19 protein-coding genes are annotated in these 19,760 nt (G+C 42.1%); 15 read left to right on the top strand and 4 right to left on the bottom strand.

Annotated elements, in window-relative coordinates:
• The first annotated feature begins 102 nt into the window (after nucleotides 1–102).
• From ACFPA1_RS11460 to ACFPA1_RS11445, 4 genes are all read left to right on the top strand, one after another.
• A complete protein-coding gene (locus ACFPA1_RS11460; RefSeq protein WP_378582930.1) occupies nucleotides 103–1,074 on the top strand; it encodes a cation diffusion facilitator family transporter in 972 nt (323 codons plus the stop codon).
• A 207-nt stretch (nucleotides 1,075–1,281) separates the two neighbouring features.
• Entirely contained in the window at nucleotides 1,282–2,058 is a 777-nt protein-coding gene (locus ACFPA1_RS11455; protein WP_378582927.1) for a hypothetical protein, read from the top strand.
• A 28-nt stretch (nucleotides 2,059–2,086) separates the two neighbouring features.
• The gene (locus ACFPA1_RS11450; RefSeq protein WP_378582924.1) at nucleotides 2,087–2,725 is read left to right on the top strand and encodes a class D sortase; all 639 of its coding nucleotides are present in this window, start codon (nucleotides 2,087–2,089) and stop codon (nucleotides 2,723–2,725) included.
• Nucleotides 2,726–2,851: 126 nt separating this feature from the next.
• Entirely contained in the window at nucleotides 2,852–3,853 is a 1,002-nt protein-coding gene (locus tag ACFPA1_RS11445; protein ID WP_213144284.1) for a DUF3231 family protein, read from the top strand.
• 56 nt (nucleotides 3,854–3,909) lie between these two features.
• Here the strand turns inward: ACFPA1_RS11445 and ACFPA1_RS11440 are convergent, their stop codons facing one another.
• Nucleotides 3,910–4,422 (bottom strand): acyl-CoA thioesterase, encoded by a 513-nt coding sequence (locus ACFPA1_RS11440; protein ID WP_213144285.1) that lies wholly within the window; start codon nucleotides 4,420–4,422, stop codon nucleotides 3,910–3,912.
• Between the two features lie 125 nt (nucleotides 4,423–4,547).
• On the opposite strand from ACFPA1_RS11440, the gene nadE reads away from it, so the two are divergent.
• Entirely contained in the window at nucleotides 4,548–5,369 is an 822-nt protein-coding gene (gene nadE / locus ACFPA1_RS11435) for an ammonia-dependent NAD(+) synthetase (RefSeq protein ID WP_378582921.1), read from the top strand.
• A 53-nt stretch (nucleotides 5,370–5,422) separates the two neighbouring features.
• Here the strand turns inward: nadE and spo0A are convergent, their stop codons facing one another.
• Entirely contained in the window at nucleotides 5,423–6,196 is a 774-nt protein-coding gene (gene spo0A, locus ACFPA1_RS11430; protein ID WP_378582918.1) for a sporulation transcription factor Spo0A, read from the bottom strand.
• Nucleotides 6,197–6,557: 361 nt separating this feature from the next.
• Here spo0A and ACFPA1_RS11425 point away from each other — a divergent pair, with 361 nt between their 5' ends.
• From ACFPA1_RS11425 to ACFPA1_RS11400, 6 genes are all read left to right on the top strand, one after another.
• Nucleotides 6,558–7,727, top strand: coding sequence for an MASE3 domain-containing protein (locus ACFPA1_RS11425; protein WP_378582915.1), 1,170 nt, complete (start codon nucleotides 6,558–6,560; stop codon nucleotides 7,725–7,727).
• Between the two features lie 113 nt (nucleotides 7,728–7,840).
• The gene (locus tag ACFPA1_RS11420) at nucleotides 7,841–8,671 is read left to right on the top strand and encodes an amino acid ABC transporter substrate-binding protein (RefSeq protein ID WP_378582912.1); all 831 of its coding nucleotides are present in this window, start codon (nucleotides 7,841–7,843) and stop codon (nucleotides 8,669–8,671) included.
• Nucleotides 8,658–9,353: an amino acid ABC transporter permease gene (locus ACFPA1_RS11415; RefSeq protein ID WP_378582909.1), complete on the top strand. Its 696-nt coding sequence runs from the start codon at nucleotides 8,658–8,660 to the stop codon at nucleotides 9,351–9,353. The genes ACFPA1_RS11420 and ACFPA1_RS11415 overlap by 14 nt, the downstream gene beginning before the upstream one ends.
• A gap of 270 nt (nucleotides 9,354–9,623) precedes the next feature.
• A complete protein-coding gene (locus tag ACFPA1_RS11410; RefSeq protein WP_378582906.1) occupies nucleotides 9,624–10,358 on the top strand; it encodes an amino acid ABC transporter ATP-binding protein in 735 nt (244 codons plus the stop codon).
• A 364-nt stretch (nucleotides 10,359–10,722) separates the two neighbouring features.
• Complete coding sequence (locus ACFPA1_RS11405; RefSeq protein ID WP_378583431.1) at nucleotides 10,723–11,265, top strand: NfeD family protein; 543 nt, start codon at nucleotides 10,723–10,725, stop codon at nucleotides 11,263–11,265.
• Nucleotides 11,266–11,291: 26 nt separating this feature from the next.
• The gene (locus tag ACFPA1_RS11400; RefSeq protein ID WP_213144293.1) at nucleotides 11,292–12,809 is read left to right on the top strand and encodes a flotillin family protein; all 1,518 of its coding nucleotides are present in this window, start codon (nucleotides 11,292–11,294) and stop codon (nucleotides 12,807–12,809) included.
• A 114-nt stretch (nucleotides 12,810–12,923) separates the two neighbouring features.
• Here ACFPA1_RS11400 and ACFPA1_RS11395 read toward each other — a convergent pair whose 3' ends face one another.
• Nucleotides 12,924–13,853 carry an ROK family protein gene (locus ACFPA1_RS11395; RefSeq protein ID WP_378582904.1) on the bottom strand — a complete coding sequence of 310 codons (930 nt, stop codon included), beginning with the start codon at nucleotides 13,851–13,853 and terminating at the stop codon, nucleotides 12,924–12,926.
• An 11-nt stretch (nucleotides 13,854–13,864) separates the two neighbouring features.
• On the bottom strand, nucleotides 13,865–14,314 hold the full coding sequence (locus tag ACFPA1_RS11390; RefSeq protein ID WP_378582902.1) for an AAA family ATPase: 450 nt from the start codon (nucleotides 14,312–14,314) through the stop codon (nucleotides 13,865–13,867).
• A gap of 284 nt (nucleotides 14,315–14,598) precedes the next feature.
• Between ACFPA1_RS11390 and ACFPA1_RS11385 the strand changes: the two genes are divergently transcribed.
• From ACFPA1_RS11385 to ACFPA1_RS11370, 4 genes are all read left to right on the top strand, one after another.
• A complete protein-coding gene (locus ACFPA1_RS11385; protein ID WP_378582899.1) occupies nucleotides 14,599–15,399 on the top strand; it encodes a UTP--glucose-1-phosphate uridylyltransferase in 801 nt (266 codons plus the stop codon).
• Between the two features lie 40 nt (nucleotides 15,400–15,439).
• Nucleotides 15,440–17,422 carry a galactosyltransferase-related protein gene (locus tag ACFPA1_RS11380; RefSeq protein WP_378582898.1) on the top strand — a complete coding sequence of 661 codons (1,983 nt, stop codon included), beginning with the start codon at nucleotides 15,440–15,442 and terminating at the stop codon, nucleotides 17,420–17,422.
• Between the two features lie 265 nt (nucleotides 17,423–17,687).
• On the top strand, nucleotides 17,688–18,398 hold the full coding sequence (locus ACFPA1_RS11375) for a response regulator transcription factor (protein ID WP_378582894.1): 711 nt from the start codon (nucleotides 17,688–17,690) through the stop codon (nucleotides 18,396–18,398).
• The gene (locus ACFPA1_RS11370) at nucleotides 18,376–19,749 is read left to right on the top strand and encodes a HAMP domain-containing sensor histidine kinase (RefSeq protein ID WP_378582892.1); all 1,374 of its coding nucleotides are present in this window, start codon (nucleotides 18,376–18,378) and stop codon (nucleotides 19,747–19,749) included. Before ACFPA1_RS11375 ends, ACFPA1_RS11370 begins: the two co-directional genes overlap by 23 nt.
• Nucleotides 19,750–19,760: the final 11 nt, after the last annotated feature.

Raw genomic sequence — 19,760 nt, 5'->3', positions numbered from 1 at the left:
TTATGAAGATTGTATAACTCCCGATTTAGAATTTTTAGTCTGGCAAGTGTAGTTATGAATGGCCTGATATGCAAAATGAATTAGTAGAAAAGGGGACATTGGATGGGAGAACTATTTAAGTTATTAAAGCGTGGAAATAAATCGGCAATGCTTGCGGCTATTGTGAATACCGTTATTGCCATTATCAAAGGCGTGGCCTATATGTTTACCGGAAATGTAGCGATGTTTGCGGAAACTATGCACAGTTTAGGGGACGCTGCAAACCAGTTTTTTGTGTTTATCGGTTCGGCCTTAAGTAAAAAAGCCCCAACGGAGAAGTTTCCAAACGGATTCGGCCGGCTTGTCAATCTAGTTTTACTTGGCGCGGTGTTGATTGTCGGCATTATGGCGTTTGAAACTATTAAAGAAGGCTATCACCACATGGTTCATCCAACTGCGTCTGGCGGTTTTATCATCAATATCATCGTTTTGGGGGTGTCGACCATCCTTGAGACATTTGTTCTGTTTAAAGCGATGAAAGAGGTCCTCCATGAAATTGGCCTGGAAGCAAGAGGTCCTGGCGTATTTGCTAAGAGCTTTGCCAATCTGGGCAGAGCCAAGCCGGCGACGAAGCTTGTATTTATGGAGGACCTTGTTGCAACCATGGGCGGTCTGCTGGCCATTATCGCTGTTGTTATTGCCCATTTTTCCAACATCCATTGGCTCGAAGGATTAGCTTCCATTTTGATTGGAGCCATGATGTTTTTTGTGGTTGGCAGGGTCTTTTTGGACAATGCAGCAGGGGTAATTGGCCAAGCTGACGAAGAAATGGAGAACAAAATTGGCTCGCTTGTTATTGCAGATCCAGATGTCAAGGATATTCAAGGAATTACCGTTATTAAGGAAGGGGAAGACCTTCATGTTGAATTGGAAATCGAAGTCGACCCGCAGCTAACAGTTGCCGCGGCGGATGATATTAGAGACCGCTTAGCGGAAAAAATATTGGCTGAAAACGGCGTAGTCGATGTCAAGATTGAAATTGATGAGGAAGACGAAGTTAAGCATTGGGAAAATAGACCTCGGCCTACTGTTTAGTAGGTCTATTTTACCAACAGTTTGTTCTTTATAATGAAATAATTGTAGCTTTTTATAGGTTAGTAATTTATACTAGATTTAGACGTTCTTTAGATAGAACGAAATAAATATCCAATAAAGAAAATTAATATAAAGGGGGAATTCCATATTTCATGATTCACAAGAAAATAAGGTTTTTCCGAGAAAAACTATTTGGGGGATATTTTTATGATAGGAAAGTCTAAACTCTATTTATTTACGTTGGTTGTAATGCTTATTGGTAGTTTATTCTTTGGTTTTCAAGCAGCTACCGCGACTAATAATGGACCGGCCATTAAGGTTCATATTGAAGGCGAACCTGTTAACATTACGAATTTTACTGTTTTTTATAAAATGGATGCTTCATCGGAAGAACAAAATGTACAACTTGAACGAAAAAATATCGAGCAGCCGTTTGATGGTTATTTATTATCCCAGGGACCAGTTCCCATTTCCATTTTTGCAAAGGGAATAATAGCTGATAAGGAAGTAACTTTTGATTTAAGCGACCGAGGAAAAGGAAATCCAAATGGCAATGGAGTGTTAGTATATTGGGCAAACTTGGCTGATAGTTCAGAGGAACAACCTCCAGTTGATGAAGAGCAGCCTGGAGATGGAGATTCAGGCCAATCGCCTGGTAATGAAAATAATCAACCTGGAGGAGGGACACCGGGAGATAATTCTGGAGGTCAAACACCACAACCAGGTGACACCCAAGGAAACCAACCAGGCAATACTTCAGGTAATACCCAAAATGGAACCACCCCAACAACTACGACTACACCTACAACAACAACTCAACCACAAACTACTCAAGTTACTCAGCCAGCAGTCCAGACTCTCTCAACCGTAAGTGGAGGAGCACTTCCAAAAACGGCAGGTCCTTGGATGAATTGGCTGCTTTTAAGCGGAGTGTTAGCGCTTGGTTCATCTGCAACACTTTTCATGAAGTTCCGAAAGTTATAAAACCATATCAAAAAGTGAGGGATGGAAGATGAAAAAAAGGATTTTTCTCTGGAGTTTGAGAACAATCTTCCTGCTCTCACTTTTTTCTATTCTCTTTTGCGGCTATCAAATCTATCTAACCCATGCCCAGGTAAGTGCTTCGCTAAAGGAATGGGAGAATAAGAAAGATACAGCTCCCCTAAAGGAGTCCCCTGTATCATTTTATGACAAGGAAATAATTCCGATTAAAAAGGCTCAGCCAGAGCAGACGCCGCTTTATTCTAACCTGCCTGCAACAGGCGCCGTATTTGGAAAAATTACTTTTCCAAAAATAAAAAAAGAATTCCCTATCGTCCAAGGCACGGATCAGGAAGAGCTAGCCAAGGGGGTTGGACATTATATGGGAAGCGTTCTGCCAGGTGAACATGATAATACCGTATTGGCAGGGCATCGGGATACAGTGTTTAAAGAGCTTGGCCGGATTGGAGTCGGTGATATAGTCGAAGTCGAAACGGAAGCTGGCCGTTTTACCTATAAAATCACAAGACAGCGAATTGTTCATAAAGACGACCGGACTGTTATTGTTCCCTATGATTATGCGGCCATAACTCTTATCACCTGCTATCCATTTGACTTTGTCGGACCTGCACCGGATCGGTTTATTTTAGTCGGAGAATTGCAAAACTGAGGCGTGGGGACGGTTCTTTTGCATCAAAATTTTGATGCAAAAGAACCGTCCCCATGCTTCACTTTGTATAAAATGGATGAATTACAGGGATTATATTCTTAGAGTACTTTTTAGGGAGGCTTACGTATGTCTGAGCGCAGCATTAGGTTGTCAAGTTCGGAAATTGCCGCATTATGGGCTACGTACATACAGGAAAACATGACGGTCTGTTTGCTCACCTATTTCTTGCATCACAATAAGGATGTGGAAATTAAGCCGATCCTTGAGAGGGCACTGCAGAATTCGGAAACACACCTTCAACAAATTACTAACATTTTTGAAAAAGAAGGCATTCCAATACCCGATGGTTTTTCAGAAAAAGATGTGAATTTGACGGCCCCGCCTTTATTTTATGATATGTTCGGGCTCAGCTTTGTTTATTCCTTGACCCGTCTACTGATGATTAATGGGAGTTTTTTGACGGCTAATGTGGCAAGGAAGGATGTTTTGGATTTTTTTATCACGATGAACTACAAATCAACCGAACTGTATAGGCAAGCAACTGAGTTAATGCTGTCCAAGGGGATTTACGACCGTCCGCCATACGTTCCTTATCCGGATAAGGTGGAATATGAAGACAAACTTTCCTATATTAGTGGTTTTGGAAAAAAAAGGCCATTAAATGTAGCTGAAATAATGGAGATTTTCTTTAATATTGAGCGAAATTATTTTTCGGTATTGCTTTGTATGGGCCTTCTTCAAGTGGTTAAGGATAAAGAAATTCATAGCTTTATTAAGGAAGGAAAAAAAATCTCTGAACAACAAATTAGAACGTTTAATGATATATTGATGAAAGAAGAGCTTTATGGCATTATTACAACCAATATTGAAGTGACGGATTCAACCGTCTCTCCATTTTCTGATCGGTTGGTTGTTACCCTTTTTCATTCCTTAAACGGCATTGATATCGCTCTGCTCGGTCATGCCGTGTCGTTATCGATGAGATCTGATTTAGTGGCCTATTATCAGAAATATATTGCTGAAATTCTTATTTACTCTGCAAAGGGAGTCGACCTTTTGATGGACCGAGGATGGTTCCAAAAGCCGCCTCATGCTCCTAGCAGACGAGATCTTCAGAAAATAGACTAGGTTCGAGCAGTGTGCAGTGAACCTAGTCTATTATTTTACCTATTAAAGTCTCCAGGTTATTCCCACGGTTTTTGCGTTGTAAAATATCCGGCCAGTTCTTTACTGTGTCTCCGATGTTCTTTCCGTTTTTCGGCCCTTTCTTTCCCTGTATCGTATAACTTTTTTTCTTCCTCAGTCTCAGGGATGATACCAGGGACTTTAGTTGGCTTGCCATCGTCATCTAATGCCACAAATGTTAAAAAGGCAGTGGCGGCAATTTTTCGATCGCCGGAAATCAGGTTTTCGGCAATAATTTTCACAAAAACCTCCATTGAAGACGTACCAGTCCAAGTGACAAACGATTCGAAGCAGACCGAATCCAACGGTGTAATAGGTTGAAGGAAGTCGACAGAATCGGTCGAAGCGGTTACACATTCGCTTCGAGAATGTCTTGTTGCTGAAATCGATGCAAGCATATCAACATCGCTCATCAGCTTCCCGCCAAATAATGTATTATGGTTGTTGACATCGTTTGGAAAAACCCGACTGGTCCTGACTACTCGAGACTCATTGCATGTTTTAGCTTCCATTATATAAAAAACCTCCATTTGCTTAACTATTTCTATTTTGCCCTAATTCCGTTCAATTTTTAGTGAAAATTCAGCGATTGTGGTACATTACAATATAATAGCACTTTCCAGGAGGTTTCAAATAAATGAGCATGCAGGCACAAATTATGAAGGAGTTAAACGTCTCTCCCAACATACAGCCGAAAGAAGAAGTCAGGAAGAGAATCGATTTCTTAAAAATGTATTTAACCAAAACAAAGGCAAAAGGCTACGTGCTTGGAATCAGCGGTGGTCAGGATTCCACGCTGGCAGGACGCCTGACGCAGCTGGCGGTCGAAGAGCTGCGAAATGAAGGGACGGATGCCTTATTCATCGCTGTCCGCCTGCCATATGGAGTCCAGCAGGATGAGGAAGACGCGAAGCGTGCGCTAGAATTTATTCGTGCAGATCGGGAAATGGTGTTTAATATTAAAGGAGCGGTGGACGAGGTCCAGAAGGAATACGACACAGCTACACCAACACAGCCGTTGAGCGACTATCAAAAAGGAAATGTTAAGGCGCGAATGAGAATGATTGCTCAATACGCCGTCGGCGGGATGGAAGGGCTACTTGTAATCGGAACAGACCATGCAGCCGAGGCGGTTACCGGTTTTTACACAAAATACGGTGACGGCGGGGCTGATGTTCTGCCGCTGACCGGCTTATCCAAAAGGCAGGGCAAGGCACTTCTAAAGGAATTGGGTGCAGACGAACTTCTATATTTAAAAGTCCCGACAGCCGACCTGCTTGATCAAAAGCCTGGTCAGGCCGATGAAACGGAGTTAGGCATTACCTACGATGAACTCGACGATTACCTCGAAGGCAAACAGGTTTCCGAGGAGGTTGCGGAAAAAATCGAACAGCGCTATATCTTGACTGAACATAAACGAAGACTTCCTGCCAGCATGTTTGACGAATGGTGGAAGTAATTAGCTATAAAAGAGACTGCCTTTTACAATAGGCAGTCTCTTTACGTAAGAGTTTATCCTACTTTTTGAAGCCTTAAATGATCAGCAATCAGTGCAATAAATTCACTGTTCGTCGGCTTTCCCTTTAAAGGGCTTACCGTATTTCCAAAGACCAGATTCAAATGCTCGATACTGCCCCGGTTCCAGCCCACTTCAATCGAATGCCGGATGGCTCTTTCAACCCGGCTTGGGGTAGTATTGTACAATTTGGCGATGGCCGGATAAATCAATTTTGTGATCCCGCCTAATAATTCCACATTGCGGAACACCATTTGGATGGCTTCCCGTAAGAAAATATACCCTTTTAGGTTTGCTGGAATTCCCATCGAGCGGAGCACGTCGGTGATTCTCACTTCTAAGCTCTCGCCGCTCTTATTCTCGTTCGCCGGCTTAGATTCTCTCGAGATTTTTATTGAATAACTTTCGTTTGAACAAATCGTTCTAATTGTATCGGATAACTGAGATAGCTCAAACGGTTTCAACAGAAAATAAGATACCCCTAACTCATTTGCTTTCTTAATGATATCCTCTTTTCCAAAGGCCGTTAACATTAAGACTTTGGTCGAAATATGATCGGCATAAAGTTTTTCGAGTAAAGAAAATCCGTCGGTATGAGGCATGATTAAATCCAGAATGACCACATCCGGATGTTCCCGTTTAATCAACTCCATTCCCTCCATGCCATTATGGGCGATTCCGACTACCTTCATATCGACTAGTTTTGACAGGTATTCATTAAGTATTTCCGTTAATTGAAAATTATCATCTATAATTCCAATTTTTATCATGTTTAACCAATTCCTTCCTAAAAAAATCCCACTACTAAGTATTTTTCGATAAATTTCGTTAGGTGACAAGTAATATTTTCCAACAAAAAACTTAGTATTTATATAAAACCCCTATGGTATTTGTTTGTTCCTGTCGAACTTTTAGCTTTATTGTAAAAATAAAAGGCTATTGAACTAGACTGTACTTTTCAATTTCGTTATTAATGTCTAATCCAAAGATATTATAGAAGGACGGAACCTTTACTACATAAGTACTATGTTGAAAGCGATTGCTAAATAGTCATAAAAATGCAACAATTACAGATGCTGTAAGGGGCAGTTCCCGTTTTATAATAAAATCATAACGGGGAGGTGTACCTAAATGAGATCCCATTTAACGGAGGGTAAATTTCTAGTTTATTCAACCATTGCGATCATCCTGCTGTTAGCCATTCATTTATTTCAGCAGAAAATCATAACCCTGTATAATCCGGAAAACTACGTTGGCTTCCATTTCATCTTAGAGGTTTTCAGCATCTCCATATCTGCGGCCATCTTCCTGAATGCTATAAAAACCTATGGGAAAACTCGGTCGAGAAGGATGCTGCTGCTTGCCTTTACTTTTTTTATCGTGGGGGCACTAGATACAATCCATACCTTGTCCTTTAAGGGTATGCCTTTTTTCTTTACCGAAAGCTCTGTTGCAAAAGCTACCTGGTTTTGGGTGGCGGCAAGGGTTTTTCAAGCGTTGTTTATTTTTTTAATCCTTCTTCTCCCTGATCGAACATTAAACAAAGACTATCGATGGCCAATGTTTATCTTTGCCACAACCTTGGTTTTGCTCATTAGTTTCATCTTTATTTTTTTCGAAAAAAACCTTCCGCTGCTAGTGATTGAAGGAAAAGGAACAACACCGTTGAAAAATGGCTTTGAGTATTTTGTCAGCTTCGTACAGTTTGTTTCACTCATTATTACCTTGTATCAATATTATTTGGAGAAAAGCGAAGCGAAACTGGCAATCGCCCTGGCACTTGTATATCTATTGCTAACAAGCTTAATTTTTACCGTCTATCAGAGTGTCTTTGATTTAGACAATTTTACTGGTCATTTATTCAAAACGATTGGATTTTACTATATATTGAGAGGTTTTTATTTTATCAGCAGTGAACAGGAGCACGAGAACCAAAAGGAACAAACGATTATCCCGCAGTTGCCTGGCTTTGTTTTTAAAGCAATAAAAAGCGAGAGTGAATTTATTCTAACTTATGGAGAAGGAAATATGTCTGAACATTTGGGCCATGATCAGAAAAAGCTCCTGGGGCAGCCGCTAGCTAATGTTTTTCCGGATTCTCAAGGTATTCTTAGTGATTACTGTCGCTTGTGTATAAACAGGCAAGAGGAGCGTACTTTTGAAATAGACCTAAATGATAAGGTATTGTTATTTTCCATTAAACCATTTGTGGAGAACGATAAAGATGTCATTCTCGGTACAATCGTGGATGTAACCGGAATGTATCAAGAGCCTCCCTCCAAACTGAACGCCATTATATAAGAAAATTTAACCTATCAGAACCATTCTGATAGGTTTTTAATTTTTATAAAAGGGCAAAATAAACCCATCACTTTTATGGGATTTGCATAACTCAAATTTAGGAGGTAACCATCATGAAAAAACTATCCATCATTTTCGCCTTGCTGTTGAGCTTCATGCTTGTATTGGCAGCCTGCAACAAGGATGACAAGGCCGATAAAAATAAAAAGACGGACAATAAGACAGCTGACAAAACGGACAATGACCTATTAGCCAAAATTAAGGATGACGGAAAAATTCTAATCGGAACAGAAGGTACATACCCACCGTTCACCTTCCATGATACAAACGGCAATTTAACCGGATTTGATGTGGATCTCGCCGAAGAGGTTGCCAAGCGTATTGGAGTAAAGGCGGAATTCAAGGAAACCCAGTGGGATGCAATGTTTGCCGGCCTTGATGCAAAGCGTTTTGATATGATTGCCAACGAGGTAGGAATCCGTCCTGACCGACAGGAAAAATACGATTTCTCAGACCCATATATCACTTCTGCTGCTGTTCTCGTTACCAATAAGAGCAATACAAAGGTTAAATCATTTGAAGATATCAAAGGATTAAATTCCGCGCAATCATTGACAAGCAACTATGGCGATATGGCGAAAAAGTACGGCGCAAATCTTGTTGGTGTGGATGGCTTCCAGCAGGCGGTAGAGCTGCTTGCGCAAAATCGCGTCGACGTAACGATTAATGACAAAATTGCTTATTTGGATTATACAAAGCAGAAGCCGGATGCACCAATTAAAATTGTGGCTACCGGTGAGGATGCGTCATCAAGCGGATTTATGTTCCGCAAGAAAAGCGACACGCTTGTTGATTCCGTGAACAAGGCCTTAAAAGACATGGTCGATGACGGCACCTACAAAAAAATCTCTGAGAAATGGTTTGGTGTAGATGTACTTAAATAGTATTTTCGCTGACCCGGAACGAACGGCCAGGTTAATGGATATCGCTAAAACCTCCCTCCAGCCCATGCTGGAGGGTGCAATTATGAACACCATTCCCTTAACCATTATTTCGTTTATTGTCGGAATCATTTTAGCTGTATTGACAGCCCTTGCCCGAATTTCGCAGGGGAAAGTATTGCGGGGGATTGCCGGAGTTTATGTATCCGCCATCCGCGGTACGCCTCTGTTAGTGCAATTATTTATCATCTTTTATGGGCTGCCGAACGTCGGAATTACACTTGATCCGTTTCTATCTGCTGTCATTGGCTTTTCGCTGAGCGTTGGGGCGTATGCATCGGAAATTATCCGCGCAGCGATTCTTTCGATCCCAAAAGGCCAATGGGAGGCCGGCTATTCCATTGGCATGACCTACGCGCAAGCTTTAAAAAGAATCATTTTGCCGCAGGCTGCGAGAGTATCGGTACCGCCATTATCAAATTCATTTATTAGTCTTGTTAAGGATACTTCACTCGCATCGCTGGTGCTTGTAACGGAAATGTTCCGCCGTGCCCAGGAAATCGCCTCCCGGAACTATGAATTTCTATTGGTCTATACCGAAGCCGCTCTTATTTATTGGGTTATTTGCTTTTTCTTGTCTGTGCTTCAGCAATATATGGAAAAGCGGCTGGATTGGTATGTGTGATGAAACTTTTCACTAAAATTTGGTGAATTTTGCGTAGAATCAATAACAAAAGGGTTCAAATAAGTAAATTTTATTACTTAAAAAGGGTTTCGTTTTGGATTTTTTACATTCGATAAGATTCTATCAGCGAATTTTACGGGTCTATCAGCGAATTCGGTCGTTCTATCAGCGAATTTCACCGTTCTATCGGCGAATTGAGCCATTCTATCAGCGAATCGATTTTTAATGACCTTTTTTAGAAAAAACCCGATTGAAAAAGGGAGTTTTACAATGATTTCAATTAAAGGATTACACAAGCAATTCGATCAATTAGAGGTACTAAAAGGAATCGACCTTGAGGTGGGGAAGGGTAAGGTCGTAGTTGTGATTGGTCCGTCTGGATCGGGGAAAACGACAATGCTCCGCTGCCTGAACGTACTTGAGATTCCTACAAAAGGTATCATTTCTATTGAAGGCAATAGTCTTGACTTTTCAAAAACCGTTTCGAAAAAAAGCATTGCCTCGTTCCGCCGTTTAACAGGAATGGTGTTTCAAAACTATAATCTCTTCCCGCATAAAACGGCTCTTGAAAATGTTATGGAGGGGCCGGTAGTGGTGAAGGGGATGGAGAAATCAAAAGCACGCGAGAAGGCAGCGGGCCTGCTTCAAAAAGTTGGCCTCGGCGATAAAATGGATTACTATCCTTCGCAGCTATCGGGCGGCCAGCAGCAACGGGTCGGAATTGCCCGGGCCTTGGCGATGGAGCCGGAGGTTATGCTGTTTGACGAGCCGACATCGGCACTCGACCCTGAGCTAGTCGGCGAGGTGCTAAGGGTCATGAAGGACCTTGCCCAAGAAGGGATGACGATGATTGTAGTTACCCACGAAATGCGTTTTGCCCGTGAGGCAGCAGACGAAGTCATCTTCATGGATGGCGGCGTTGTTGTCGAGCGAAACAAGCCGGAAGAAATTTTCACCAACCCGAAAGAAGAACGAACCAGGAAGTTTTTGAATATGATTCAATAAGTGCTTTAGCCGAGGGCTGGGGCACTTTTTGTTGTGCGGTTGAATTGGTCTGTTCTTACTGTCGGATAGCCCGGTCTTACTGTCGTTAAACAGGTTCACTGTCGGATAACCCAGTTTTACTGTCGTATAATCCAGTTTTACTGTCGTATAGGCCACTCTTACTGTCGCATAAACCATTTCAACTGTCGCTTAAGATTTTTGTGGAAATTTTCATAAATAATCCCCAAAAAGTGAAACTTTTCCCTTTTTTATCCGTATTATTGACTATACATATGACAGGGGAAGGGACGGATGTCCTATGCTCAAATGAAAACAAACTTTCCTTTGTGTATACAACTCACTATGAAGGAAAAGGATGATGCACATGGAACTTTTCGGCTTGCCATTAGCCACGATTTATTTGTACGGTCTCATCATTTCTGGAGTATTAACCGTTTTATATGTATTGTTTGCGGATGTGTTTCATTTTGACACAGGAGCCGGCGGTTTACACTTTCTCAACCCGGTCCTTATCTTTGCCTTCGTTACGGTTCTGTCTGCGAGCGGTTACCTGTTAGAAAGGCTGTCGGCCCTTCATTACTTACTAATCCTAGGAATATCAGCTGTTATCGCATTTATAGTCGTTACTTTGCTAAATGTTTTTGTTCTTGTACCGTTATCCTCCGCTGAGGAATCGCTTGTCTATAAAGAATCTGATTTAAGAGGTCGTATTGGCACCGTCATCACGCCGATTCCTGCCGACGGCTTTGGCGAGGTTATCATTGAAAATGCCAGCGGCCGGATTGCCAAGCCTGCCACAAGCTTTGAAGGGGAATCCATACCAAACGGTGTAAAAGTGCTCATTGTTCAGGTGAAGAATGGGGTTCTCGAAGTTACGATTCACCAGGAACTGGAAAGCTTTTTATAAAAGAGAGAGAAAGAGGAGGTTAAAACATGGAATTTGGTTTTGTATGGGTAATTATTGGGATTGTCGCACTTATCTTAATTGCATTAATCGGAGTATTTATTACCAAGTATCGGACAGCCGGGCCGGATGAGGCACTGATTGTAACCGGCAGTTTCCTCGGAAACAGAAATGTCCATGTCGACGAATCTGGTAATAAAATCAAAATCATCCGCGGAGGCGGTACGTTTATTTTACCAGTTTTTCAACAGGCAGAACCGTTAAGCTTGTTATCTAGCAAACTAGAAGTAACGACCCCGGAGGTTTATACCGAGCAGGGCGTACCGGTCATGGCTGACGGGGTATCCATCATCAAAATCGGCGGTTCCATCAACGAGATAGCCACAGCTGCTGAACAGTTCCTCGGCAAGCCGAAGGAAGAAAGAGAAAATGAGGCAAAAGAAGTTCTCGAGGGTCATCTGCGTTCCATTCTTGGCTCGATGACAGTCGAAGAAATCTATAAAAACCGAGATAAATTCTCGCAGGAAGTGCAGCGTGTCGCATCGCAGGATCTGGCCAAAATGGGCCTTGTCATTGTCTCATTTACGATTAAAGATGTTCGCGATAAAAACGGCTACCTTGAGGCCCTTGGTAAGCCACGGATTGCCCAAGTGAAGCGGGATGCTGATATCGCTACAGCTGAAGCGGAAAAAGAAACCCGCATTAAAAAGGCGGAGGCCGATAAGGAAGCGAAACGTTCAGAGCTGGAGCGGGCAACAGAAATCGCCGAAGCTGAAAAAGTCAATCAGTTGAAAACAGCGGAATTCCGCCGCGAGCAGGACATCGCCAAGGCCCGTGCCGATATGGCTTACGACCTTGAAAGCGCTAAGGCTAAGCAGGACGTAACTGAACAGGAAATGCAAGTAAAAATCATTGAAAGACAGAAGCAAATTGAACTCGAGGAAAAAGAAATCCTTCGTCGTGAACGTCAATATGATTCTGAAGTGAAAAAGAAAGCCGACGCCGACCGCTATTCGATTGAACAGTCTGCTGCGGCAGAAAAAGCCCGGCAAATTGCTGATGCGGAAGCGAATAAATACCGGATTGAAGCGATGGCGAAAGCGGAGGCTGAGCGCGTGCGTTTAGACGGTCTTGCTAAAGCAGAATCGCAAAAGGCGCAGGGTCTTTCTGAAGCCGAAATCATCCGCATGAAGGGTCTTGCCGAAGCTGAAGCGAAGCAAAAGATTGCGGAAGCATTCGAGCAATTCGGCCAGGCTGCGATTCTCGATATGATCATCAAAATGCTTCCAGAATACGCAAAGCAGGTGGCAAGCCCACTGTCCAATATTGAAAAAATTACGGTCGTGGATACAGGCGGCGGTTCCGGCCCAAATGGCGGTGCCAATAAAATCACCGGCTATGCTACTAACTTGATGGCCAGCCTGCAGGAGTCATTAAAGGCATCAAGCGGTTTGGATCTGAAAGAACTGATTGAAAACTACTCCGGCAAATCGAACGTGAAAAGAAGCATTGAGGAATTAACAGACGAAATCAAAAAGAAAGATTAATAGAAAGGGGCTGACCTGCTTAACCGCGGTCGCCCCTTTTTCAATGTGCACAGCATGTGCGAAATCCAGAAGTCGCAGCGGGATTCTACCCAAACACCACGGCTAACTCAGAACTTACCTCCCCTGTTTTTTAATAAAATTGTACATCGCGCCAATCATTCCTGCATCATTTTGATACTTGCAGCGCTCAACCGGTATTTTAATCCGTTTCCACCAAGGGAGCTGGTCAAGTTTATGATTGATTTTACTAATCAATCCTTGTTGGGCAATTACTCCGCCGCCAATTAAAATCTTTTGAGGGTTTAAGGTTGCGGCCAGATTGAAAATTCCATAACTAATGTGTTGAACCCACTCATCAACTAGTTTTCGTACCGAACTATTTTTCTTGGATTCCAGAAACACTCTTTCTCCTTCAATATGTTCGTGCTCACTAATGCCCTTTAGCTTTTTATAGGCTTTTATTAAGGCATTAGTGGAAGCATTGGAATGCAATATGTCCATGTCATAATTTCCTGCCCTTGTAATCATAAAACCAATTTCGCCGCCCCTAAAGCTGTGTCCATGTAAAAGACTCCCGTTTACAAAGATACCGCCGCCAATACCGGTACCAATGGTCATACAAATAAAATCGGTACAATTCTTTGCGTTGCCACTCACTTTTTCAGCTAACGCGACACAGTTTCCATCATTCTCAACTTCAATTGGCAGAGAAGTTCTTTTTTCCAGTAGTTTTTTTAGATTCTGGTGATCCAGAGCTGTGACCGCGCCCCCGCTTTCTGAGTAACCTGTATGCGGATTGATAAAGCCCGGTAAGCTAATGGCAACACCGCTCACTTGATGATTTTGGGTATACATATGAATTGTTTCTGCCATTTCTTTTAAAAATAGGTCAAGGTTCGTGCAATTGGTTTTGTAGCTGTCCTTTGAAAGAATGGTTCCATCTCCTAACAATAGCCCATGCTTTACTTTTGTCCCGCCAACATCAAAACTGATATATTTTTTAGCTTCCTTTCCGTCAATTTCGAAACTAGTATATTCTTTCACCTTTCATCCTCCTATTTGCGATTATCAAGCCCAGAAATTTGACTAATAGTCCCCTCATCCGAAGTAGGCTTCTCGAATTCCTTGTGTATTTGTTTTAAAACATTATCTGATAACCGCTTCAAAACTCTGTTTCGTTTTTTACAAGTTTCATAATCAGTATCCACATAGAAAATTTCCAAAGTAAGGCCAAATTCCTTTGCCACTCGTCTCCATCTTTTTCGTCTGTCTCTTGTTCTGTTGGTGGTATCTACGAGCACATCATGTCCGCTTTTTAGCAATGTCCGGACCATGAGTTCAGCGTTTTCCCACACGAGAGGTTCTGCCTCTGCTTTATAAACTTGGCCGTGTAAAGCAAGCCTAAGATCATCGAGAGATACACGTACCCAACCTTGCTTCTGAAGGGTTTTGCCGTATGTTGATTTTCCACTAAGCGGCATTCCGCACATTATTCCTAGTTTCACTGTTCATCTCCTCCAAAAAAAAATTCCTGCCTGTAATCGAAATGACAGGAACAGACACATCATCACTTAAGCAACAGGTTCTCTATTTTATTGAATGCGAATGAGCATACATTTGAAAGGTACAAAAATCTATGTTGAATTAATCGAAATATTCAACTTGGGTGTGATACAAGCCGTTTCCATCCCATATCGATTCACATAAGTATAAAAGAAACTTCTAATGTCCTCTTAGAAGAATAATGTTCGTTTGTTTATTAACAATCAGAAGAAGGTGAGAAAAAGTTATGGTCAGGAAAGTAATCATTCCTGCTGCAGGGTACGGTACGCGAAATCTACCTATCACAAAAGTAATACCAAAAGAGATGCTGCCTGTAGGTTTAAAACCGGCCATTCATTATATCGTTGAGGAAGCAGTTCAATCGGGGATTGAACAAGTACTAATCGTCACATCAAATTCAAAAAACGCGATTATGGACTATTTTGATCATTCATTGGAGTTAGAGAACTGGTTAAGAAGCAAAAACAAAGAATATTTGCTTAAACATTTGGAACTACCAAAAGTAGAAATTTTTTATACAAGGCAGTCATATGCAAGAGGCCTTGGGGACGCAATTCGACTTGGCAAAGAATTTGTGGGAAACGAACCGTTTGGTGTACTGCTTCCGGATGATTTTGTCATTTCCAGCGAGGCTCCTGCTCTTAAACAATTAATTGATGTCTACAAGGAGACAAATAGCAGTGTTATTGGATTAAAGCAAGTCCAACAAGAGCAATTAAAAAATTATGGTGTCATTCAATGTTCAAGTAAAACAAATCCAATCGAAATCGAGAATATTGTGGAGAAACCTAAAACAGACCCACCTTCTGATATGGCTGTTATCGGGAGATATATTTTTACCCCAGAGATATTTAAATGTCTGGAGGAAATAAAAGCAGGGGTCGATGGGGAAATTCAGTTGACTGATGCTATTAAAACCTTGCTTGGCACAGAATCCATCTATGGAAAAATCATTTCCGGGGATCGCTACGATATTGGGGTTTTGGATGAATACGTTGAACTAATGAAAATCATGAGCAAAAGATAAAAAAGGGAGAAAAACGGGAGAAAAAAGGAGAGCGTTGTCGTTGTTAGAAAATGTATCAATCATTATACCATTCCAAACAGACAATGGGCCAAGGGCGAGGGCTTTTGAATGGATCAAAAAGTACTATGCCAAGGTCATGCCCGAAGCTGAACTATGTTTGGGAATCATCAGTGGAGACATTAATAAAGCGAAAGCCATCAACTTAGCAGCTAAAAAGGCTACAAAAGATATCTTTGTCATAGCAGATGCGGATGTCGTTTATGACCCCTCACTTATTGAGGAAGCCATCAAAGTACTAAAAAAAGCAGCATGGGTTGTTCCTTTTACTGAGATATATAATGTTGAAAAGCAAGGCACTAAAAAATTGCTTCAAACAAAACCAAAATGGCCGATGGATGTAAACTCCGGAGATTGTACAAAAGCAAATTGGCTTTATCAAGGTTTTGCCGGTAAACTCTTTGTCATTCCAAGGGCAAACTTTGAAGCAGTCGGTGGTTTTGATGAACGGTTTATTGGCTGGGGAGGGGAGGATGATGCTTTTTCACATTCTGTCCGCACCCTATGCGGGGACATTGTAAATGTTAAAGGAAGAATCTATCATTTATGGCACCCAAGTTCAAGCTATCAAACAAACCCAAATGGAAAGGCGAATGCCAATCTTCTCGGACGCTATCAACGTGCAAGTGGCAACAAGAAGAAAATGGCCGAGATTATTAATGAACGACGGGAAAGGAATAATCCTATTAAAATAGAAAATGTAAATGAATCAACAGCTTCCCCCAACAGTAAAGTCTGTTTTGCCATCCTTGTTCATGAAGACAGAGAGTTAGTTAAGCAGCTAATTGATAATGTTCGCTATTATTGCCCAAGCAGTACCATTGTCTTATACAACGGGGGAGAGGACCCGAAACTATGTGAGGGATTAGGTGTTCCTGTCTGCCCTTCTAGCCATAAATTAAAGCGGGGATGGACGACCATTTATTTTTTGGAAACAATGGAATGGCTCGAGAAACAGGGGATACAGTACGATTATTTTATTAATATTGATTCGGATGCCTTGTTTATCAGAAAAGGCTACGAGGAATTTGTTCAAGAAGAAATGAAAGATACGGATTATATGGCCGTCAAGCTGAGAATCCCAAAAAGTGGCTGGTATATTGGAAAAGAACTGAAGAAAGACATTAATCGTTGGAAAAAATTTTTTAATGTTAACCCTTTCTATGGCGTATTTAATGTGGGCCAGGTGATTTCAAGGACGCTCGTTCAAGCTTTACTGAAACAGGAACGGCTGGAAAGGCTAAAAAATGCTCTAAACAAAACGATTTCCTTCGGCACAGATGAGGTCCTGTTTGTTAACATGGCAAAGGAGCTTGGCTTCAGAATGAAAAAATATCCAAATGATACGGCCTCAACAATGATCCGCTATCGTCCATACTTTACACTGGACGAAATGATATCCTGCCTGAACAATAACGAAACTGGCGGGCTGTGCCACCCGGTGATAAGAGATCATGACGATCCAGTCCGAAAACTAATCCTTCATATAAATAGTGGCACTCATACTAAACGATATAAAAGCAAGGAGTATCCATGGCACGATAGTAACCCCAATAATTATTCGATTACGATTCCAATCAAAAGTAAATTCGGAAACAATGAGCTTATCGTAAGGTCAGGTTCGTCCTTGACCCACTATTGGCAGGACCCGGATGGGGAATGGAATAAAAGTGAGACATTTGCTACTAACGTTGTCGGAACACCGATATTTTTTCAAAATAATGCAGGTCAATTTGTAGTAGTCTGTAAATTAAAAAATGGAAGGCTTGGATTTTGGCTCAGGGACAATGAAGCATCCGGCTTTCCTTGGTATGGACGGTCTGTTTCCCGGCAGGAGAATATCGATGAGCTGATCATGGGAACCCAGCTTCAGAATAACGGCTGTGTCATCGTGTATAAATCCAACAATCAATTTTATTATTGGGAGTTTGATAAAAGTATATGGAAAGACATCTTTCCCAAATAAAAAAATTGGTGCCCCGACATCGGGACACCTTTTTATATTTTAAGAGAGGTATTTTGGGATGAGTAAGAGGCCATAAAGACCAACTACCATTCCGAAGAGGGGATTGCTTCGATAACTTGGGGGTCCGTCGAGAATCCCTTCTTCTTAGATGTCCTTATTTTAGCGGGAAAGATTGAAGATGTTATGAAGAACTTATGATGATTTTGTGAAGTTACAAAAATCACAGACCCAAGATGATATATTAATGATATGGGGAGTGATAATAATGAAAATATTATTAGTCGACGATGAACGTAGAATCATAGAAGTTCTCGAAGCTTACCTAGAAAGAGAAGGCTATGAAATTTATAGCGCAGATAATGGAATAGATGCTTTGAAAAAGGCGAAAACCCTGCAGCCGGATTTAATCATATTAGACTTAATGCTTCCCGATATTTCCGGTGAAGAGGTTTGCCGGCTTGTCCGCAAGGAATCCGATGTACCGATTCTGATGCTGACGGCCAAGTCAGCAGAAGACGACCGAATTAACGGCATCGTCATGGGCGCTGACGATTATTTAACGAAACCGTTCAGCCCGCGCGAGGTTGTTGTCCGCGTTCAGGCTATATTAAGGCGCGTCAAAAAGACTGAAAAGGTAGACCGCCTTGAATTTAACAGAAGGAAACTGGCGATAAATTTAGAGAAAAAAGAAGTAACCGTTAACGGACAATATATTACGCTTACCCCCATTGAATACAAGCTGTTAACCAACATGGCGGGCAATCCCGGCCGGGTGTACAGCCGCATGGATTTGCTTGAAAAAATTCAGGATGAAGGCATCTATTATGAAGGATATGAGCGCAGCGTTGATACCCATATCAAAAACCTGCGCAAAAAAATCGAGACCGACTCACGGCAGCCGGAGTTCATCATGACCGTTTTTGGCATGGGCTACAAATTTGGAGGGGTTCCCGATGTTGCAAACGCTCCGGTCTAAAATTCTCTTTTACCTGCTTTTGATTTCGATGATCGGTATATTGATCGTCAGCTTTTTTATTCAGTACGGTTTTGAAGAGAGTTTTAATAGTTACTTGGACCGGAATCGCGAAAAAAAGATTGATAGGGTGATCACCGAAATTGAAAAGGATTTTCGGCAAAATGGCCATTTTACAAGGGACCCGGTGTTTGCGATGCTGCACGAATATGCGATGGGCGATCAGCTTTATTTTCAGCTGTATGACCGCTACGGACAAATCCAGATGGACTCCTCCAATATCCGCAGCATGCTAAACAGTCTCGGCCTGACCGAACCGGAGCCAAGCGGTGAGGAATGGCATTCGAAAAATTATACACTTAAGGTCGACAACGCCATTATTGGTAAACTCGTCGCCATTTATCCAGAGGGCTTAATTGATGACGAGTATACATTTATCCAAACTATCCAGTTATACATATATGCCGCCGTATGCTTAACCGTTGTGCTGGCGATTGTCTTCAGTATGCTTTTTTCAAAAAAATTAACCTCTGGTTTGAAAAAGCTCTCGTTTGCGGCCGATGAGTTGCAGCAGCACAACCTCAATATCCGCATCCCATTAAAGGGGCTGCCAACCGAGATCAAGCAGCTGGCCATTTCCTTTAATAATCTGGCGCAATCGCTGGCAAAGGAGGAAATGCTGCGGAAACAGTTTACGGGGGACTTAGCCCATGAGCTCCGAACCCCGCTTGCTACCTTAAGAAGTCAGATCGAGGCTTTTCAAGATGGAGTTTGGGAGCCGACACCACAGCGCCTACAGGCCAGTCACGAGGAGCTGATGCGGTTGGTTAGGCTTGTGAACGAGCTGGAAAAATTGCTCGCCGCAGAAAACCCGCAAATGAAGCTCGAAAAAATAGAGCTCGATGCCTGCAGTGTGCTGGCGGCCTTATGGGAAATGTTTATGCCGATTTTTAAGGAAAAAGGAGTTCAGTTACATATTGAAGAGCCTGAGCAGGAGGAGATTTTTGAAGCAGACAAGGATCGCCTGATGCAAATTCTCTCTAATGTTCTAAACAATGCTTTGAAGTACACGCCGGAAGGAAAAAATGTGACCATTTCGGTGGCAACGGACCGCGATGGCTACGTCGGCTTTAGGATACAGGATGAAGGTTCCGGCATGGCGGAGGAAGATATCCCGCACATTTTCGAACGATTCTATCGCGGAGATAAGTCCCGGGACCGAAAAACAGGTGGAGCGGGTATTGGACTTTCCGTTGTGAAAGCCTTAATGGACGCTCATAAAGGGATGATCAAGGTGAAAAGCAGGATTGGAAAAGGAACAACTATGACGTTGTGGTTTCCGCGGGAAGATTAGTGTAAAGAAAG

Source organism: Neobacillus sp. GCM10023253 (assembly GCF_042653105.1).
GTDB classification, from domain to species: domain Bacteria; phylum Bacillota; class Bacilli; order Bacillales; family Cytobacillaceae; genus Neobacillus; species Neobacillus citreus.
This window is presented reverse-complemented; position numbering and strand designations above follow the sequence as displayed.

Excerpts from the sequence above, each read along its gene's own strand:
- ACFPA1_RS11460 (WP_378582930.1), top strand. The coding sequence starts at position 103 with ATGGGAGAACTATTTAAGTTATTAAAGCGTGGAAATAAATCGGCAATG.
- ACFPA1_RS11455 (WP_378582927.1), top strand. The coding sequence starts at position 1,282 with ATGATAGGAAAGTCTAAACTCTATTTATTTACGTTGGTTGTAATGCTT.
- ACFPA1_RS11450 (WP_378582924.1), top strand. The coding sequence starts at position 2,087 with ATGAAAAAAAGGATTTTTCTCTGGAGTTTGAGAACAATCTTCCTGCTC.
- ACFPA1_RS11445 (WP_213144284.1), top strand. The coding sequence starts at position 2,852 with ATGTCTGAGCGCAGCATTAGGTTGTCAAGTTCGGAAATTGCCGCATTA.
- ACFPA1_RS11440 (WP_213144285.1), bottom strand. The coding sequence starts at position 4,422 with ATGGAAGCTAAAACATGCAATGAGTCTCGAGTAGTCAGGACCAGTCGG.
- nadE (WP_378582921.1), top strand. The coding sequence starts at position 4,548 with ATGAGCATGCAGGCACAAATTATGAAGGAGTTAAACGTCTCTCCCAAC.
- spo0A (WP_378582918.1), bottom strand. The coding sequence starts at position 6,196 with ATGATAAAAATTGGAATTATAGATGATAATTTTCAATTAACGGAAATA.
- ACFPA1_RS11425 (WP_378582915.1), top strand. The coding sequence starts at position 6,558 with ATGAGATCCCATTTAACGGAGGGTAAATTTCTAGTTTATTCAACCATT.
- ACFPA1_RS11420 (WP_378582912.1), top strand. The coding sequence starts at position 7,841 with ATGAAAAAACTATCCATCATTTTCGCCTTGCTGTTGAGCTTCATGCTT.
- ACFPA1_RS11415 (WP_378582909.1), top strand. The coding sequence starts at position 8,658 with ATGTACTTAAATAGTATTTTCGCTGACCCGGAACGAACGGCCAGGTTA.
- ACFPA1_RS11410 (WP_378582906.1), top strand. The coding sequence starts at position 9,624 with ATGATTTCAATTAAAGGATTACACAAGCAATTCGATCAATTAGAGGTA.
- ACFPA1_RS11405 (WP_378583431.1), top strand. The coding sequence starts at position 10,723 with ATGGAACTTTTCGGCTTGCCATTAGCCACGATTTATTTGTACGGTCTC.
- ACFPA1_RS11400 (WP_213144293.1), top strand. The coding sequence starts at position 11,292 with ATGGAATTTGGTTTTGTATGGGTAATTATTGGGATTGTCGCACTTATC.
- ACFPA1_RS11385 (WP_378582899.1), top strand. The coding sequence starts at position 14,599 with ATGGTCAGGAAAGTAATCATTCCTGCTGCAGGGTACGGTACGCGAAAT.
- ACFPA1_RS11375 (WP_378582894.1), top strand. The coding sequence starts at position 17,688 with ATGAAAATATTATTAGTCGACGATGAACGTAGAATCATAGAAGTTCTC.
- ACFPA1_RS11370 (WP_378582892.1), top strand. The coding sequence starts at position 18,376 with ATGTTGCAAACGCTCCGGTCTAAAATTCTCTTTTACCTGCTTTTGATT.